15 protein-coding genes are annotated in these 17,789 nt (G+C 30.3%); 5 read left to right on the top strand and 10 right to left on the bottom strand.

Annotated features, from left to right (window positions below):
* The first annotated feature begins 117 nt into the window (after nt 1–117).
* Both CHB67_RS02480 and CHB67_RS02475 read left to right on the top strand, forming a co-directional pair.
* Nucleotides 118–873 (top strand): hypothetical protein, encoded by a 756-nt coding sequence (locus CHB67_RS02480; RefSeq protein WP_089380148.1) that lies wholly within the window; start codon nt 118–120, stop codon nt 871–873.
* A gap of 76 nt (nt 874–949) precedes the next feature.
* The gene (locus tag CHB67_RS02475) at nt 950–1,495 is read left to right on the top strand and encodes a 1-acyl-sn-glycerol-3-phosphate acyltransferase (protein WP_089380147.1); all 546 of its coding nucleotides are present in this window, start codon (nt 950–952) and stop codon (nt 1,493–1,495) included.
* Between the two features lie 127 nt (nt 1,496–1,622).
* On the opposite strand, the gene gcvT is transcribed toward CHB67_RS02475, so the two are convergent.
* Nucleotides 1,623–2,705, bottom strand: coding sequence for a glycine cleavage system aminomethyltransferase GcvT (gene gcvT, locus CHB67_RS02470; RefSeq protein WP_089380146.1), 1,083 nt, complete (start codon nt 2,703–2,705; stop codon nt 1,623–1,625).
* Nucleotides 2,706–2,886: 181 nt separating this feature from the next.
* Between gcvT and CHB67_RS02465 the strand changes: the two genes are divergently transcribed.
* Nucleotides 2,887–4,353 (top strand): aminopeptidase P N-terminal domain-containing protein, encoded by a 1,467-nt coding sequence (locus CHB67_RS02465; RefSeq protein ID WP_089380145.1) that lies wholly within the window; start codon nt 2,887–2,889, stop codon nt 4,351–4,353.
* A gap of 32 nt (nt 4,354–4,385) precedes the next feature.
* On the opposite strand, the gene CHB67_RS02460 is transcribed toward CHB67_RS02465, so the two are convergent.
* Entirely contained in the window at nt 4,386–4,883 is a 498-nt protein-coding gene (locus CHB67_RS02460; protein WP_089380144.1) for a mechanosensitive ion channel domain-containing protein, read from the bottom strand.
* A 353-nt stretch (nt 4,884–5,236) separates the two neighbouring features.
* On the opposite strand from CHB67_RS02460, the gene CHB67_RS02455 reads away from it, so the two are divergent.
* A complete protein-coding gene (locus CHB67_RS02455; RefSeq protein WP_176461192.1) occupies nt 5,237–5,575 on the top strand; it encodes a hypothetical protein in 339 nt (112 codons plus the stop codon).
* A gap of 2 nt (nt 5,576–5,577) precedes the next feature.
* Nucleotides 5,578–6,702, top strand: a complete 1,125-nt coding sequence (locus tag CHB67_RS02450; RefSeq protein ID WP_089380143.1) for an ATP-binding protein — start codon at nt 5,578–5,580, stop codon at nt 6,700–6,702.
* Between the two features lie 83 nt (nt 6,703–6,785).
* Here the strand turns inward: CHB67_RS02450 and thrC are convergent, their stop codons facing one another.
* From thrC to CHB67_RS02410, 8 genes are all read right to left on the bottom strand, one after another.
* On the bottom strand, nt 6,786–8,081 hold the full coding sequence (gene thrC / locus CHB67_RS02445) for a threonine synthase (RefSeq protein WP_089380142.1): 1,296 nt from the start codon (nt 8,079–8,081) through the stop codon (nt 6,786–6,788).
* A gap of 84 nt (nt 8,082–8,165) precedes the next feature.
* Nucleotides 8,166–9,089 carry a homoserine kinase gene (locus CHB67_RS02440; protein ID WP_089380216.1) on the bottom strand — a complete coding sequence of 308 codons (924 nt, stop codon included), beginning with the start codon at nt 9,087–9,089 and terminating at the stop codon, nt 8,166–8,168.
* 4 nt (nt 9,090–9,093) lie between these two features.
* Nucleotides 9,094–11,538, bottom strand: a complete 2,445-nt coding sequence (gene thrA / locus CHB67_RS02435; RefSeq protein WP_089380141.1) for a bifunctional aspartate kinase/homoserine dehydrogenase I — start codon at nt 11,536–11,538, stop codon at nt 9,094–9,096.
* A 363-nt stretch (nt 11,539–11,901) separates the two neighbouring features.
* A complete protein-coding gene (gene lysA / locus CHB67_RS02430; protein WP_089380140.1) occupies nt 11,902–13,107 on the bottom strand; it encodes a diaminopimelate decarboxylase in 1,206 nt (401 codons plus the stop codon).
* A gap of 185 nt (nt 13,108–13,292) precedes the next feature.
* Nucleotides 13,293–14,525, bottom strand: a complete 1,233-nt coding sequence (pepT, locus tag CHB67_RS02425) for a peptidase T (RefSeq protein ID WP_089380139.1) — start codon at nt 14,523–14,525, stop codon at nt 13,293–13,295.
* A 63-nt stretch (nt 14,526–14,588) separates the two neighbouring features.
* The gene (locus CHB67_RS02420; RefSeq protein WP_089380138.1) at nt 14,589–15,146 is read right to left on the bottom strand and encodes a hypothetical protein; all 558 of its coding nucleotides are present in this window, start codon (nt 15,144–15,146) and stop codon (nt 14,589–14,591) included.
* A 9-nt stretch (nt 15,147–15,155) separates the two neighbouring features.
* A complete protein-coding gene (locus tag CHB67_RS02415; RefSeq protein ID WP_089380137.1) occupies nt 15,156–16,193 on the bottom strand; it encodes a sialidase family protein in 1,038 nt (345 codons plus the stop codon).
* 87 nt (nt 16,194–16,280) lie between these two features.
* Complete coding sequence (locus CHB67_RS02410; protein ID WP_089380136.1) at nt 16,281–17,777, bottom strand: S41 family peptidase; 1,497 nt, start codon at nt 17,775–17,777, stop codon at nt 16,281–16,283.
* Nucleotides 17,778–17,789: the final 12 nt, after the last annotated feature.

The following is a 17,789-nucleotide window of genomic DNA, read 5'->3' as shown; positions in this document are numbered from 1 at the left end:
TGATTGAAAAAATCAATACAACAGTTCAATAAATGTTTTATTTCCTTTAACTAAAGAACTTTCTTACTTTATATTGTAAATTTAAGATTTTTAATTAATTTTAAAGAAAAAATTAATATGAAAAATAAATATGTTGTAGGAAGTATTGTTACTTTTAAAACTCACCCGTTATTTAATGATTTCAGAATACAAGGAGATAGTAAGTATGTACCTCCTGTAATGATGGTGAAAGAAGTTTTTATTGAAAATAATAAAAAAAGAACTCATGATGAAGAATCAGGGGAAAAAATATCTGACAATGTAAAATATGTGTGTGTTTATTTTGATGATGATAAAAGTCAATTTACTGAAAACACAATTTATGAAAGTTTTTTAAGATCATATAAAAAATTAAAAATTGAGAGAATATCGGATATTGGTGATTTGAGAGATGATACTGATACAATAATTAAAGAGATACAAAGTTATTTTCAAAACCCATTAGTATACAAATTTGGAGGAATAGTTAGGTTTATAACAAAAAAAATAGAAATTTATAAGAAGCGTTCATCTAAAAAAATAACAGAAAAAAAAGGAGTAATAGAAAAGGATAACATAAAATCAACTATTCAATATGTTGTAAATTATGCTTCTCCTGATTTTGTAATGTGTGGCTTAAAGAAAAATGATGAAAAAGACATGTATTATGAGGGGGGCAAATTAAAAAGACAGGTTTCTAAAAACCTTTTAAAGGTAAAATGGTTTAATCCTATTCAAAAAAAATTTAGTGAGCAATATTTACCAATTGAGTTTTTTACTGATAAAATGAAATTTAAGTTAGAGTCTCTCGAAGACAATACATTATCCACTACGGAAGAACCAGAACAAAGTTAGGTTTATTATTTATTGTTTTTATCTTTGCTTCCATAACCAACTAATAAACTTTAAAAGTTGAGTTATTAACACTTATATGAAATCAATTACAAGTTTTATTTTTCATAAGTTATTTGGTTGGAAAACCATTGGTTTATGCCCAACAACTATTAAAAAGTACATTATAATTGGTGCGCCACATACGCATTGGCAAGATTTTTTTTTAGGATTAGCAATAAAGCTAACGCAAAAAGTTCCTGCTAATTTTATAGGAAAAGCTTCTTTATTTACCCCCCCGTTTGGTTTTATATTTAGAGCTTTAGGCGGAACTCCTGTTGACAGAAGTAAAAGTGCCAATAGAGTAGATGCTATTGTAGAACTTTTTAACAGTCGAGAGCAATTTATTTTAGCATTGTCACCTGAAGGAACAAGAAAAAGGGTAGATGTATGGAAAACAGGATTTTATCATATTGCAAAAGGAGCAAATGTGCCAATTGTAATGATGACATTTGATTTTGGCAAGAAACAAGTTGAAATTTCTGAACCTTATTATTTAACAAATGATATGGAAAAAGACATGAATTTTATTTATAATTTTTATCGTGGTGTGAAAGGTAAAATTCCTGAGGGTTTTAATTTATAGAAAAGGCTTTCTGAAAAGTTGAATGTTCATTAATCTATGATTTTAAGATTCTCAATGAATTCTTCGAATGAGTTCACAGTGACGATTTCAATTCTCTCTAGAAAGCCTTTTTATTGTCTATTTTTATTTACCCTTTGTAAAAAGGCAATCTAACTATTTTTGCTGGAATTGCTTTTTTACGAACTTGTATAAAAATTTCGGTATCGCGTTTCGAAAAAGCTGTTTTAACATATCCTAAACCAATCCCTTTTTTTAATGAAGGACTCATAGTTCCTGATGTAACTTCACCAATAGTAGCACCTTCAGCGTCAACAATTGTATAATGCTGACGAGGAATTCCTTTTTCAGTTAATTCAAAAGCTACAAGTTTTTTTGTTACACCTGTTTCTTTTTGTTGCTTTAACGCTTCTGAATTGGTAAAATCTTTTGTGAATTTTGTAATCCAACCTAAACCAGCTTCCAAAGGAGAAGTAGTGTCATTAATATCATTTCCGTATAAACAATAACCCATTTCTAAACGTAAGGTATCACGTGCAGCCAATCCAATAGGTTTAATTCCGAACGATTTTCCAGCTTCAAAAACCTTATTCCAAACTTGCTCAACTTCACTATTTTTACAATAAATTTCAAATCCGCCAGAGCCTGTATAACCTGTTGCTGAAATTATTACATTTTCAATACCTGCAAAATCACCTACTTTAAATGTATAAAATTTTATAGCCGATAAATCTTCCGAAGTTAAAGTTTGCATGGCTTCAACCGCTTTAGGTCCTTGAATAGCCAATAATGAATAGCCTTCTGAAATATTTTTCATTTCAGCATTCATCGTATTATTTTCAGCAATCCAACTCCAATCTTTTTCAATATTAGAAGCATTTACTACTAATAAATAGGTAAATTCTTTAACTCTATATACAATTAAATCATCTACAATTCCGCCAGTTTTATTAGGTAAGCAACTGTATTGCGCATCGCCAATTGCTAATTTACTAGCGTCGTTAGAAGTTACTTTTTGTATCAATTCTAAGGCTTTTTCACCCTCAATTAAAAACTCTCCCATATGAGAAACATCAAAAACACCAACACCGTTTCTAACAGTTTCGTGTTCAATATTAATACCTTCATATTGTACAGGCATATTGTAACCTGCAAATGGAACCATTTTTGCTCCTAATTGTTCGTGAATGTGAGTTAAAGCTGTATTCTTCATTAATAGTTATTTTGTTGCGCTAAATTAACAAATTATACAGAATAGCTGTGATATTAATTTATCATAAAAACATCATATTTACAGCATTGGTGATCTATTATTGTAAATATTTTAATGCTTATTAAGCAAAAACTATCTTTTGCTTATATTTGACAAAATTTAACGCTTTTTTCTTAAAAATATGAAATCTTATTTTTATTTCTTCTTAATCTTATTTCTTAGCATCACAACTAGTTATTCTCAAAATCATGAAATACCACAAGATTTTTTATCTAGAGAATTTCATGAAAATAGAAGGGAAGCGCTTCGGGAGCTTTTACCAGAAAATAGTGTCGCTGTATATTTTGCAAATCCTGTTAGAAATAGAGCAAATGATGTAGATTATGTGTACCATCAAGATCCTAATTTTTATTATTTAACTGGGTATAGAGAGCCAAATGCGTTGGTATTAATTTTTAAAGAAGAACAAACTAGCGGAAATACAACATACAATGAATTGATTTTTGTACAAGAACGTAATGAATTTGCTGAAATGTGGAATGGCAAGCGAATGGGAACTTTAGGTGCTCAAGATGAATTAGGGTTTAGACTTGCTTATAACGGAAGTGAATTTAGTAGTTTTGATATTGATTTTTCTAAGTTTGATAAAATTTTGTTTGAAGAATTTCATAATGATGTTCGTGACAATCCACGTGATAAAGCCGATTTATTTGATCTTATTAAAACGTTCAAAGAAAAAATATCATACGATTTAAATTCTTTAAGTTCACCAACTACTGATAAAATTCAGGAAGAAAAAACAAAGCGAATTGACACTAAAAAACTTCGTACTATAATGGCTACGCTGCGCGAAGTTAAAACAAAGGATGAACTGGTGTTAATAAAAAAGGCTGTAGAAATTTCAGCCGTTGGACAGTTAGAAATTATGAAAGCAATGCACTCTGAAATGTCTGAAGCCGAAGTGCAAGGTGTGCACGAATTTGTATATAAAAAATATGGTGCTGAATATGAAGGGTATCCTTCAATAGTTGGAGCAGGAGGGAATGGCTGTATTTTGCATTATATTGAAAATAATAAAACAGTAGTTGGAAATGGTGAATTGGTATTGATGGATTTAGGGGCTGAATATAGAGGTTATACAGCTGATGTTACCAGAACAATTCCTGCAAATGGTAAGTTCACAACTGAACAAAAATTAATTTACGATTTGGTATACAAAGCACAAGAAGCAGGTATTCAAAAATACACCATTGGAACCTCAATGCGAGAGCCAAATAAAGTTGCTATTAAAATTATTAATGAAGGCTTGTATAAATTAGGAATTATTAAAAGTGCCAAAGCAACACATACGTATTTTCCGCACGGAACTTCTCACCATATTGGTTTAGATGTTCACGATCCTGGGAATTATCAAAAATTCGAGGAAAATATGGTTGTTACTATGGAACCAGGAATATATATACCAAAAGGAAGTGATTGTGATGAAAAATGGTGGGGAATAGCTGTTAGAATTGAAGATGATATTTTAGTCACAAAAAATGGTCCTGTAAATTTATCAGAAATGGCTCCAAGAACTTCTGAAGCTATTGAAGCAGTTATGAAATTACCAAGTGTTTTAACTAATTTTAACCTTCCTAATTTAGATTAAGTTAAAGTTATTAATACAAAAAGAAAGTTAGTTTAATCTACATCTTCTTTTTTAACCATTTTCTGCATAAAAACATTGCTTGGAATGGTTATTTTTTTGTTGTCTTTTGTTTTTATGATAATAAAGAAAATACCAATATCACTTAACCTTCCTTCAATAGGATACTCTTTATCCATTATTGTTAATGAATCTCCTATTTTAATAGGGTGATTAAAAAAAATAATTAATGTTGAAGTAATATTTGAAATAATAGACCATTGTGCAAAAAATGCAACTCCCAAAATTGTTAATACCGATGAAAGAAACATAAACAACTCAGACTGATTAACACCCCAAATAAGCATTAAAATAGTGGTGAGTAGCATTACCAACAAAACAACCACAATCTTATTTGTGATTTTTATGCGTCCTGATTGATATTTAAATCGAGCCCCAACTTTACCAATGATACGTTTAGCTATCAATTTTAAAATTAAAAAGACAACAATAACAATAATCGTTTCAATGATTTGAATTTCGTATATTTCCATTTAAATATTATTTATGATTAGTAAATATACACACTATATCTTTTAATTTATATAGCTCATCTACTATTTTTTTTTAAGGTAGCTGAAGTGTTTCTTTACCTTTTCTTTGAACTTATTCTTAACCTGTTTAAACATATAATGCATAATCTAATATTACAGTCATCAGTAAAAAAATAATTAACACACTACTTTGGAATATTAAAGACTATAATGTACCACTTATTATTCTGAATATAATATGCTTAGCTCTTCACAAAAACAATGAAACATTTAATTTATAATCATTCTAAACCAAGTATTTTTTGTAAAATTAATTAGTTTGATTATTTTTAAAAAATTAATCAACCCAAGATATGAAAAATAGCATAAAGTATTCTGTAAGCCTTAAATTTGAAGAGATAAAATTACCGCCTTTTGAAGATATTTTAGTTTTAGGAAAACACTCTCCTCATGGTAAACAAGGTATTTCAAAATCCTTTAACCTATTAATTCCAAATGGTTTTGAAGTTATAGATACTGACCATGAAAATGTTAGTTGTGTATTTGTTAATAAACGAATATTAGTTAAAATGCCAAAAGAGAAAATATTAAAAATACTTGCTTCAAACGTATTTCCCTACGTGTCAGAACAGGAGATTGTAAAAGTTGATTTCAAGGTTAAAATTTCATATGATGTAATTGAAGAAGAGTAGATATGAAAATAAAGCATTTCATAAGAAAAAATTTCTCTACGGTGAATCCTTACTCCGGTGTGAATGCTATTAAGGGAGATTTACTTAAAAATAAAGCTATTGTTGTTGAGGAATGTAATGAGTTTTTAGGAGTGATTTCAACAGAAGATATCATTTTTAATCAAAAGACCTTAGTAATAGATTGCTTAAAAAAAACTGAATTAATTGATTCTGAAGAATGCATTAAACAAGCACTATTAAAGATGGAAGCTACCAACAAAAATGTACTTCCTGTAAGTGAAAAAGGTGTATTTAAAGGCTTAATATTTAAAGATGAACTCTATAAATACATTTCTGAATATAATCATGAATTAGAAAATAGCCTTAAAATAAAAACTAAAGAACTTGAAAAAGAAATCGCTTCAAAGGATTTAATACTTTCAATAATTGCACATGATTTAAAAGCTCCATTTAATGCTATTTTAGGTTTTACCAATTTATTAATAACTAAAATGAGATCCTTTGACCTTGAAAAGTCAGAAGAACTAATTCTTGGTATGAACGCACAAGCAAAAAACACCTTTAACTTGCTTGAAGACCTTTTGAATTGGGCAAGAAATGAAATGGGGCAAATAGGTTATAATCCAATAATTTGTGATATTTCAACTATTTGTGAAGATGTAATTGCACAAATGAAAGATCTCTTTGAAACGAAAAAAATTGTTATAAAAACATTTCATCCTGCGAATGCAATTATTTATGCTGATAAAAATATGGTCGCAGCTATTTTAAGAAATCTCATTTCTAATGCAATAAAATTTACTAAAATTGGTGGTAAAATTGAGGTGTTTTCAGTATTTAAAAATGACAAACTAGAAATAACAGTTTTAGATAATGGGATTGGTTTAAATGAAAACGATAAGAATAACTTATTTCATATTGATTTTAATAAAACAAGGTTAGGAACTGAAAACGAGAAAGGAACAGGTTTTGGTCTTGTTATGTGTAAAAAGTTTATTGACAAGCACGGTGAAAACATTTGGATTGAAGATACAGATAACAAAGGTTCTTGTTTTAAATTTACACTACCTATTTATAAAGAGAACGATAAAAATTTTTATCTTGAATCTTCATCAATAAATCAATAAATATAGACCTTTACTATAGTAAAAATAGGTAATTCAAATTTAAAAAATGAACTACCTATTTTTAAGTATAATAACTAGATAGCTTAATTAGCTAGTAAATAATCCTTTAACTCGTTATAAGTTGAAATTTCTTTGGAAATTTTTTCTTTATTAATTACTTCTAAAATTTGTGGAGGAAATGCTATAGTTTCATTTAAAACAGGCTCTACAACATCTAAAAACTTTACGGGGTGTGCAGTTTCTAAAAATACACCAAGAGCTTTGTTGTTTTTAAAATATTTTTTCAACCCTAAATAACCTACAGCTCCATGAGGGTCTGCAATATAACCTGAAGTAGCCTTTATTGTTTGCATAGCCTTGCGGGTTTCGTCGTCAGTAAAGGAATAAGAAGTTAGATTCTTTTTTAATAAAGTATCGTTGTTCTTGTAAATTTCTTGAATACGAATAAAGTTACTTGGATCACCAACATCCATAGCGTTTGAAATTGTTTGTTTTGATGGTTTAGGCGTGTAAACACCTGTTTCCATATAATTTGGAACTATATCATTTATGTTTGTTGAAGCAATAAATTGCTTAATTGGCAATCCTAATTGTTGTGCCATAATACCGGCACAAATATTTCCGAAGTTACCACTAGGTACTGAAAAAACTAAGTCCTTCTTTTTGTCTTTTAATTGTTTGTAAGCAAAAAAGAAATAAAACATTTGAGGTAACCAACGTGCAACATTAATAGAGTTTGCTGAAGTTAAATTCATTTTTGAAGTCAATTCAGTATCTAAAAAAGCTGTTTTCACCATTGCTTGGCAATCATCAAAAGTACCGTTAACCTCTAGCGCACTAATGTTTTGACCCAATGCAGTTAATTGTTTTTCTTGTACATCACTAACTTTTCCGCTAGGATATAAAATAACAACGTCAACTCCGTCAACACCTAAAAAACCACTTGCAACAGCGCCGCCAGTATCACCTGAAGTAGCTACTAAAACAGTGACTTTTTCAGCGTTTTTTTGTTTATTAAAAGCTCTAAAACAACGCGCCATAAAGCGAGCACCAACATCTTTAAAAGCCATTGTTGGTCCGTGAAACAATTCTAAAGAATAAATATCTTTTTCAATTTTAACTAAAGGGAAATCAAAACTTAAGGTTTCCTCTATTATTTGTTTTAACTCCTTTTCTGAAATTTCATCACCAACAAATTGCTTAATAACTTCATAAGCAATTTCATTGTTTGAAAAATATTCTATGTGATTAAAAAAATCTTCGGCCAAAGGCGTAATGCTTTCTGGGAAATACAATCCTTTATCAGGTGCTAAACCTTTTACAACGGCATCTTTAAAAGATACATTTGGAGCATTTTTATTTAAACTATAGTAGTTCATTTTTGATAAATTTTGGTCATTGAGCGGAGTCAAAATGACCTTTTATTGTTAATGTGGTTTCGACTCCGCTCAATCGCCACATTATTAATTTAATATTTTTATTCCTTGATTATTAACTTTTGAAACGTGGATATCATAATCAATCCCTACGTTTTCATACACTTTTTTCATAGCTTCAGCTACTTTTACAGCAGTAGCTTCACCTTTACTTAAGGCAAAAATGGATGGTCCAGATCCTGAAATACCACAGCCTAAAGCTCCAGCTGCAATTGATTTTTGTTTCACTGCATCAAAAGCAGGTATTAATATTGATCGTATTGGTTCAATAATATAATCTTCTAGAGAACGACCAATTAAATCGTAATCTTCCGTGTACAAACCACTAATCAATCCTCCAACATTTCCCCATTGCTTAATGGCATCTTTCAAAGAAACATTCGTTTTTAATATTTCACGAGCATCAGCAGTTTTTACTTCAATTTGAGGGTGAATCACAGAAGCATACAATTCAGAAGGCGTATTTATGCTAATTACATCTAACGGCTCGTAACTTCTAACTAATGTAAAACCACCAAAAAGGGCAGGAGCAACATTATCGGCATGTGCTACTCCAGTAGCTAAACGTTCACCTTCCATTGCAAAACGAACTAAATCGGTAACACCAAAAGGTTTTCCTAGTAATTCATTCATTGCCCAAACAGCCCCCGCTGAACTTGCAGCGCTACTTCCAATACCACTACCAGGTTTAATGCATTTATTTATTTCAATTTCAAAACCAAACTCACAATCTATTTCAGCCAATAAAGCCAAAGCAGCAACACCTGCAACATTTTTATGTGTTTCTAAAGGTAAATTCTGTCCAATAATTTTAGTAATTGTGACTCCTTTTTTTGCGACTTTCTTGATTGTCATTTCATCACCAACAGTATCTAATGCTAATCCTAAAACATCAAAACCACAGGATACATTTGCAATGGTTGCCGGCGTAAATATTTTGAGCTGATCCATACGTTTAGTTATTTCCAATTCTAATAATATCTGCAAATAAACCAGAAGCAGTAACATCTGCACCTGCACCAGCACCTTTAATAATTAATGGTTGAACTGGATATCTATCTGTAAAAAACAACACAATATTGTCACTTCCATCTAAATTATAGAAAGGATGATCTGATGGAATTTCTTTCAATCCAACATTTGCAGCACCGTTATCATATTCGGCAACAAATTTTAGTCTACAATTGTTAGCAGCGGCATTTTGATAAATTTTATTGAAGTGTTCAGCCTCGGTTTTTAATGTTTCTAAAAACTCAGGAACTGAATCAGCATCTAACGAAGCTTGCGGTAAAAACGAATCGTTTTCAATATCACTTAATTCTAATCTGCTACCGCTTTCACGAGCTAAAATTAAAATCTTTCGCATGACATCAACACCACTTAAATCTATACGAGGATCTGGCTCCGTATAGCCTTGAATTCCTGCCAGATCTACTACCTCTGCAAAAGAAGTTTCAATGTTAAAATTATTAAATACAAAGTTTAAGCTACCCGATAGAACTGCCTGTATTTTAGTTACTTTATCTCCTGAAGCAATTAAGTTTTTAAGTGTATCTATTATAGGTAAACCAGCACCAACATTTGTTTCAAATAAGAAAGGTGCATTGTATTCTCTAGATAGTTGTTTTAGGTTTAAATAATTGGTGTAATTAGATGAACAAGCAATTTTATTACACGTAACAACCGACACGCTTTCTTTTAAATAATCAGCATATAATTCTGATATTTTAGCACTTGCAGTATTGTCTACAAAAATGCTATTTCTGTAATTTAATTCAGTAACTTTTTTATGAAATAAATCTAAATCCAATGTTTCACCATTATCTAGTCCTTGCTGGTAAGAATCTAAATTAATTCCATCTTCATTAAAAAACATTTTACGTGAATTGGTAACCCCAATAACACGGACCTGTAATTTTAAATTATCGATTAAATATTGTTGTTGTTGTTTTATTTGTTCTAATAATTTGCCACCAACATTTCCAACACCAACAACAAAAAGGTTTAATTGTTTGGTTTGGTTTTCAAAAAATGCTGCGTGTAAAACATTCAGTGCTTTTTTAATATCCTTATGAGCAATCACTGCTGAAATATTTTTTTCTGAAGCACCTTGTGCAATGGCTCTAATATTTACATTGTTTTTACCAAGTGTGCTAAACATTTTACCACTGATACCTTGGTGACTTTTCATATGATCGCCAACCAACGCAATAATTGCGTTATTTTCCTCAACAATTACTGGATCTATTTTTTGTTGTTCAATTTCATAGCTAAACTCGTCATTAATGGCTTGTTTAGCTTTAGATGCATCTTTATTACTTATTGCAAAACAAATTGAATGCTCTGAAGACGCTTGTGTTATTAAAGAAACACTTATTTTTTCTGAAGACAATGCGCCAAATAAACGTTTTGAAATACCTGGAATACCAATCATTCCACCGCCTTCAATTGTAACTAAGGCCATATTTTCAATATGACTAATTCCTTTAATAGGATTGTTATTTGATGAAGTTTTAACAATTAAAGTACCTTCAGCTTTTGGTTCAAACGTGTTTTTTATACAAATTGGAATCTCCTTTTTTAATATTGGCTGAATAGTAGGAGGGTATAACACTTTAGCTCCAAAGTGCGATAATTCCATTGCTTCTTGGTAAGAAATATTGTTGATAGGAAATGCCTCACGAACAAAGTTAGGATTTGCCGTATACATACCGCTTACATCAGTCCAAATTTCTAATAGTTCTGAATTTGTAGCCGCAGCAATTATTGCAGCAGTATAATCTGATCCACCACGGCCCAACGTAGAAACTTCACCTTTTTCTGTTTTTGCAACAAAACCAGGAAACATTACTATTTTAGCCTTATTTTGATTAAAAAACGCTTCAATATTTGCATTGGTTTTTTCGAATAGTACTGCAGCATTTGAGAAATTCTCGTCAGTTACAATTAATTCTTGTGTGTTTTTTAATTCAGCATTTAAATGATTGCTTTTTATAGCTTCAGCAATAATATATGAAGAAAACAACTCACCAAAACTTACAATTTTATCAGAGGTTTTAGCTGACAATTCATTAATTAAAAATACACCTTCCAACGTGTTTTCTAATATATTTAACATTTTTTTAATGTGCCCTAAAACTCCACTTTGATTGTTCACTGGAATCAACTCTCTAACTACAGTTATATGTTTATCTTCAATAGTTTTGAAAATTTCTTTATAAGCTTCATCACCATTACAAGCTAATTCTCCAGCTTTTAATAGTAAATCTGTTACACCTCCAAGAGCTGAAACAACCACTGCAACATTGGTTTGCAACGAGCTTTCTTTTACTATTTTTATAACTTTTTTTATGTTTTCCGAAGATGCTACAGATGAGCCTCCAAATTTTAATACTTTCATTTGTATTAATTTAATATGTTTATTAAATATGTTTTATTTTTTGATATTGTGATTTTCATTTTTATGAAAATCAATATAATATACGGACGATATGAATAGAAAATAACCCCTAAAGGGTAATTGTAGCTGTAGTTGTAGCAATAATTAAGTTGCGCATATCAATTGCGTTAGAAATTAACTTAGATGTTGTTGCTATTTGCATACGTCAAAAGTAACTATTTTTTTAAAACCACAAGAGTTTTAAATTAATTTTACTGATATATTAATATTCGACGACAATAGTTAAACTCTACTCATTATTTTAAAGAACTTTTTATGAATAATAAAAAACTCCAAGTATAACCTTGGAGTTTTTTACATATATTATAAATCGATAATTACTTGATTTTTTAGCAGGTCCTCAAAAGTTTCACGTTTACGTATCAAATAATCTTCACCGTTATAAACCATTACTTCAGCTGGTCTATATCGTGAGTTGTAATTTGATGCCATTGAAAAACTATAAGCTCCTGCATTATGAATGCATAAAATATCATTTTCAGAAATTTTACTGATACTTCTGTTTGAACCAAACGTATCATTTTCACATATATAACCTACAATGTCGTATATTTTTTCTTTTCCTTCAGGATTTGAAATATTAGTTATATGGTGGTATGAATCGTACATCATAGGGCGAAGTAAATGGTTTAATCCACTATCAACACCAATAAATACAATATTAGGAGTTGGTTTTACAACATTTACTTTTACCAGTAAACATCCAGCGGCACTCACTAAAAATTTACCAGGCTCAAAAATTAGCGTTAAATCTCTACCATACTCAGTACAAAAATCGTTAAAACGTTTACTTAACGTTTCTCCCATTTCTTCAATATTGGTTTCAATATCTCCTTCTTTGTAAGGTACTTTGAATCCGCTTCCAAAATCAACAAACTCAATGGTATCAAATTCTTTAACTGTATTTAATAAAATCTCTGTAGCAGTTAGAAAAGCTTCAATATTGTAAATATCAGAACCTGTATGCATATGAATACCAATTACTTTTAGACCGGTTTCACTAATTATTTTCTTCACATCTTCAATCTGGTGAATTGAAATACCAAATTTAGAATCTATATGTCCAACAGAAATTTTATGATTTCCACCAGCCATTACATGAGGATTGATGCGAAGACAAATTGGAATATTTGGATGTTTTTCTCCAAATTTTTGTGTTACAGACAAACTATCTAAAGTTATTTGAACACCCAACGCTGTTGCTTTCTCCATTTCTTCAATAGAAATTCCACTAGGAGTAAAGAATATTTTATTTACTTCAAAACCAGCTTCAATAGCCAATAGAACTTCTTGAATAGAAACACAATCAACACCTGCATCTAGGTTTTTAAGAACTTTTAAAATATTTATGTTTGAATTTGCCTTGACAGCATAGTTTATATTTAAACTTTTTACTGATGAAAAAGCATTCACCATACGATGGTATTGAGATTCAATAATATTTGCATCGTATACATATAAAGGGCTGCCGTATTTTTCTGTAAGCGCTAGTAATTGTTGATTATCCATTCGTTCTTTTTTAGAAGTTTCAAAAATAGAAAACACTTTTAGTATTTAAAATATAATTCATTTTTATAACAACATTTAACAAGTTGTTAAATATTGAGTTTTCAAATTCAAAATAATAGGTTTTTGAAATAACAAAGCCTAGCAGTTGTAAATAAACTGGTAGGCTTTTAATATGTGTTGTGGTATTATTTTGCTTTTTCAGCAGTTAATTGCGCTATATTTACAATTACATCTGTAGCTAACTGTAAAGATTCTGCCGCAACATACTCATATCTACCATGAAAATTATGTCCGCCAGCAAAAATATTAGGACAAGGTAAACCTTTGTAAGATAGTTGAGAGCCATCAGTACCACCTCTAATTGCTTTAATTAGCGGAGTTATTCCAACTTGCTTCATTGCTTCCTCAGCAATATCAACAATATGCATTACAGGTTCAATTTTTTCGCGCATGTTAAAATATTGGTCTTTAATTTCAACCTCAATTAAATTGCCACCTAATTCCTTATTTAACTTATCAGCTACTTCTTGGAATTGTTTCTTTCTTTTTTCAAATAAATCCATATCGTGATCACGAATAATGTATTGAAGTTCTGTTTTTTCAACCTCACCATTCATAGAGTGCAGGTGGAAAAAACCTTCATAACCGGTAGTTTGCTCAGGAACCTCATTTGATGGTAATCCTTTGATAAAATCAGAAGCAATGCTCATAGAATTGATCATTTTACCCTTTGCGTAACCAGGATGTACAATTTTACCGTTGATAGTTACTTTACCGCCAGCTGCATTAAAATTCTCATATTCTAATTCACCAACTTGACTACCATCCATCGTATATGCCCATTCAGCACCAAAGGCATCAACATCAAACAGATGAGCTCCTTTACCAACTTCTTCATCAGGTGTAAACCCAATTCTAATTTTTCCGTGCTTAATTTCAGGATGCTCAATCAAATATTCCATTGCCGAAACTATTTCAGCAATACCTGCTTTATCGTCTGCTCCTAAAAGCGTAGTACCATCTGTAGTAATTAATGTTTGACCTTTATATAATAATAAGTCTTCAAAATAACTTGGGGACAATATAATGTTTTCTTCTTTGTTTAATACAATATCTTCTCCGTTATAATTTGGATGAAATTGAGGTTTTACATTGGTACCTGTGTAATCTGGACTCGTATCAATATGTGCAATAAAACCAATGGTTGGTACTTCAAAATCCACATTTGAAGGCAGCGTTGCCATAATGTAGCAATTATCGTCTAAAGTAACATCTTCCAATCCTATTTCTTTTAATTCATCTACTAAAACCTTGGCTAAATCCCATTGTTTTTCAGTGCTTGGAAAAGCAGGATTGTTAGGGTTTGATTGTGTGTCAATTGTAATGTATTTTACAAAGCGATCTATAATATGTTGCATTTTATTTAAATTTTAGTCAAAAATAAGCATTCAGTTAAGGATTTACAATGTATACCTCTTAAATTATTGTAAAAATTCAATTTCATCTAAAATAGCGATTGCTTCACAAATTCTATCTTCAACAGCAACCTCACCATAAACATCTATATACGAGTTAAAAAAGCTATTATCTGTTAGTTTTACTGTAAGTTGAAATTGATGATAAGTGAAGTCATTTTTTATTCCTTTCAATAAATAATAATAACTTTCTTTTGATTGAAATTGAATGTTTTTCGACTGAATAATTTTAAGGTTTTTTGAAGTTGCTAAAGAATCATTTCGCTTAAAAAAAGCATCATTAAAATTAACTTCACCTAAATTATAGGAGACACTTAAAATATATGTTTCTGAAAATTGTTTTATTGTATCTGCAGCAAAAATTTCAGAAGTAAAATTATCGTAATACAACTTTGTTTTCCAAGTATTTGGAATACTTATATTAAAGTTTTTATTAAAGTCCGATATTTGCGTTACACTTTTGAGATGAACGCTTTCACAATTAAACTCTCTACTCAATTCTGAAGGTTTTGAGCAACTTACAAATACAAAAAGAAGGATATATAAACTAAAAAAACGGCTCATAAAAACAACTTAATTTATCTTCATTTTTGCAACTGTTTCATGCCCCGATAACCAAGCTGTATTTTTATTTGCAATTCTAACACTATAGAAACCTTCATCACTCACTTTTTTCCAATTTTCACCCGAATTATTTGAAAAGAAAATTCCGTTAGTAGAGACTGCAAATAGTTCTTTTCCATCTGCTTCAGGCACATATTGTACACAACTTACATATTTTGGAGCTGAATTTTCAGCAACTACTTTCCACGTTTTTCCACCATTATTTGTAATAGCTTTATTAGCACTGTTTCCAAATTTATCTAAATAATCTCCACCACAAATAATACCTTGTTTTTCGTTGTAAAAAGCAACCGTATAAATTCCTGTAGTTTCTTTTCCTTGAATAATTGGCGTATTGTAAACCTTCCAAGTTAATCCCATATCAGATGAGTGAAACACTCTAGCTTTATTTCCGCCTGTAACTATCCAAGCATTTTCGCCATAAATAGCAATATTTGTATTACTAGCAGCAAAAGCAGTTTCACCTATTTCAACTTTAGGTAAATACTTGCAACTAACTTTACCCCAAGAACTTCCACCGTCTCGAGTAATTAAAACAGACAAGCAATCATCAGTAGGATCACCCATTGCAATTCCGTTTAAATCATCAAAAAAATGCATACTATCATAAAACACTTTTTCATTTTCTTCCTTGTAAACCAACTCAATTCTATTATCAGTGTATTTATAAAGCAACGCAGGGTTTCCAACGCTTAATGCAAATAAATCGACATTTGTAGATGCCAAAGATCTAAAATGAGGAACTATAGTATCTGTTATAATTTTACTCGCTATCGGAATAATTTCAGAACCTCTAACCACACCTAAATCTCCTCTTGAACCCGCGTAAACAATAGTTGAATCGTTAATAATTTCAATTGCACGAATACTTGAACTGTCTATTTTGAATTTTTCTAATGAAATTTGAACAGTTTCACGCGATTTGTATTTTTCAGCACAAGAACTGAATATTACAATTATTAAAAGGGTGTTTAGGATATTTTTCATAAAATTGTGATGATTTTCACAAATGTACTTAAAAACAGTCATAAAAAAAGCAGGACTAAGCCTGCTTTTTTTGGTAATATTTAAATTTTATTTTTCATTAAAAAAATGATCATCTATATACATCTCATTTTCAAACTTTATTTTTTGAATTGATTTTTCATCCATTATCTGAGTTCCATCAACTTTAAACTGTTGTTTAGCAGTTACCCCCTTAATATCATCTAAAGCAGCTTTTAACATCACTTCGTTTACATCACCATAAGGTAAAATATTTCTCCAAGACATCCATTCTTCAATTTCAATATCTGGAGCAAAACCTTGTGTGTAATCACTTTCACCTAATTTATTAAAAATCTGAAATACAATTGGTTGCATTGCCTTCTTATGACTCGACTTTTCGCTAGGCTGACTAGTATAATCAGAAGTAGGAGAGTCGTACAAAGTAATTGATCCAACATTTTTTCCGTAAGTAGTTTCACCAATAAGTGTAACAGGCATAAATGGTGTTAATCCATTTATAATCATTTCACTTGCAGAAGCTGTGTTACCTGATACAATAACATATAATTTAGTAATATCAGCCAACCTATTTATTGTTTCAGAACCAGTTTTAGCACCACTTACATCATATATGTTTAGTGAGTTTCCAAAATTATATTCTCCGTTTTCATTTGAATGTTTTGAATTAAATCTTAGATCTGCAAAAGTATCTGTACCTGCACTTTTGTTAATCATACTTGCTAAAAAAGCAGATGTTTCTACAGATCCACCACCATTAATTCTAAAATCTAAAATCAATTCAGAAATCCCACTTCCTTTAAATTCTGTAAACACAGCATTTAATTCATCATTATATGATGATCTAAATCCGTTATACACTAAATACCCAACTTTTTTGCCATTTACATTTTCAAACACCTTGCTAAAATGCACGGGGTTATCTGAAACTTCAGTAGGGGTAACTGTAAAATCATTTAATTTTGTTAAAACACCATTTTCTTCTTTAGCTGTTGAAACAACAATTGTATTACCACTGTATAATTTATTGATTACACTGGCGTAATTGGTTGTATTCATAACCTCACCATCAATTTCATTAATAATATTACCACGTTTAATCCCTGCTAAATCAGCCGGAGAACCCGTAGAAATATGTTGGGCATAAATAATTACACTTTCGGTATCAGGAACCAAAATAGGGGCCGACCTTCTTATTCCTGTAGTAGTTGTTACACCTTGAAAAGATTTTTGTTGCTCTACATAATCTTCTATAAACCAAGAAAAACGATCTGTATTTCCTGCATCAAAAAGTAAGTCGTCAAACAATTTTTCCGGACTTTCAAATCCATTTAAATAGGTGTAATAAGCATCTATATCATCCTTTTTTGAATCAGCTAAATTAGGAACATTGTCTTTCCAATTATACCAAGAATTCATAGCCTTCCAAGTGAAGTTTGAAATAGGGTCATTTAAAACAACTGTTGCATCTCCAGAACCTTCATCTTCATTCTCATCTTTACTACAACTTAAAAATGTAAAGCTTACAAATAAATAAGCAACTAACAAATAGTTGATTTTTTTCATATAATAGGATTT

It is taken from the genome of Lutibacter agarilyticus, assembly GCF_900188235.1.
Taxonomy (GTDB): Bacteria; Bacteroidota; Bacteroidia; order Flavobacteriales; family Flavobacteriaceae; genus Lutibacter; species Lutibacter agarilyticus.
Note: the sequence above shows the minus strand (reverse complement) of the source record. Positions and strands in the feature narration are given on the sequence as shown.

What these genes read in the sequence shown, in the direction of transcription:
- CHB67_RS02420 (WP_089380138.1), bottom strand. Translation starts at nt 15,146, where the DNA reads ATGAGCCGTTTTTTTAGTTTATATATCCTTCTTTTTGTATTTGTAAGT.
- CHB67_RS02460 (WP_089380144.1), bottom strand. Translation starts at nt 4,883, where the DNA reads ATGGAAATATACGAAATTCAAATCATTGAAACGATTATTGTTATTGTT.
- CHB67_RS02440 (WP_089380216.1), bottom strand. Translation starts at nt 9,089, where the DNA reads ATGGATCAGCTCAAAATATTTACGCCGGCAACCATTGCAAATGTATCC.
- CHB67_RS02480 (WP_089380148.1), top strand. Translation starts at nt 118, where the DNA reads ATGAAAAATAAATATGTTGTAGGAAGTATTGTTACTTTTAAAACTCAC.
- lysA (WP_089380140.1), bottom strand. Translation starts at nt 13,107, where the DNA reads ATGGATAATCAACAATTACTAGCGCTTACAGAAAAATACGGCAGCCCT.
- thrC (WP_089380142.1), bottom strand. Translation starts at nt 8,081, where the DNA reads ATGAACTACTATAGTTTAAATAAAAATGCTCCAAATGTATCTTTTAAA.
- CHB67_RS02410 (WP_089380136.1), bottom strand. Translation starts at nt 17,777, where the DNA reads ATGAAAAAAATCAACTATTTGTTAGTTGCTTATTTATTTGTAAGCTTT.
- CHB67_RS02455 (WP_176461192.1), top strand. Translation starts at nt 5,237, where the DNA reads ATGAAAAATAGCATAAAGTATTCTGTAAGCCTTAAATTTGAAGAGATA.
- CHB67_RS02415 (WP_089380137.1), bottom strand. Translation starts at nt 16,193, where the DNA reads ATGAAAAATATCCTAAACACCCTTTTAATAATTGTAATATTCAGTTCT.
- thrA (WP_089380141.1), bottom strand. Translation starts at nt 11,538, where the DNA reads ATGAAAGTATTAAAATTTGGAGGCTCATCTGTAGCATCTTCGGAAAAC.
- CHB67_RS02465 (WP_089380145.1), top strand. Translation starts at nt 2,887, where the DNA reads ATGAAATCTTATTTTTATTTCTTCTTAATCTTATTTCTTAGCATCACA.
- pepT (WP_089380139.1), bottom strand. Translation starts at nt 14,525, where the DNA reads ATGCAACATATTATAGATCGCTTTGTAAAATACATTACAATTGACACA.
- CHB67_RS02475 (WP_089380147.1), top strand. Translation starts at nt 950, where the DNA reads ATGAAATCAATTACAAGTTTTATTTTTCATAAGTTATTTGGTTGGAAA.
- gcvT (WP_089380146.1), bottom strand. Translation starts at nt 2,705, where the DNA reads ATGAAGAATACAGCTTTAACTCACATTCACGAACAATTAGGAGCAAAA.
- CHB67_RS02450 (WP_089380143.1), top strand. Translation starts at nt 5,578, where the DNA reads ATGAAAATAAAGCATTTCATAAGAAAAAATTTCTCTACGGTGAATCCT.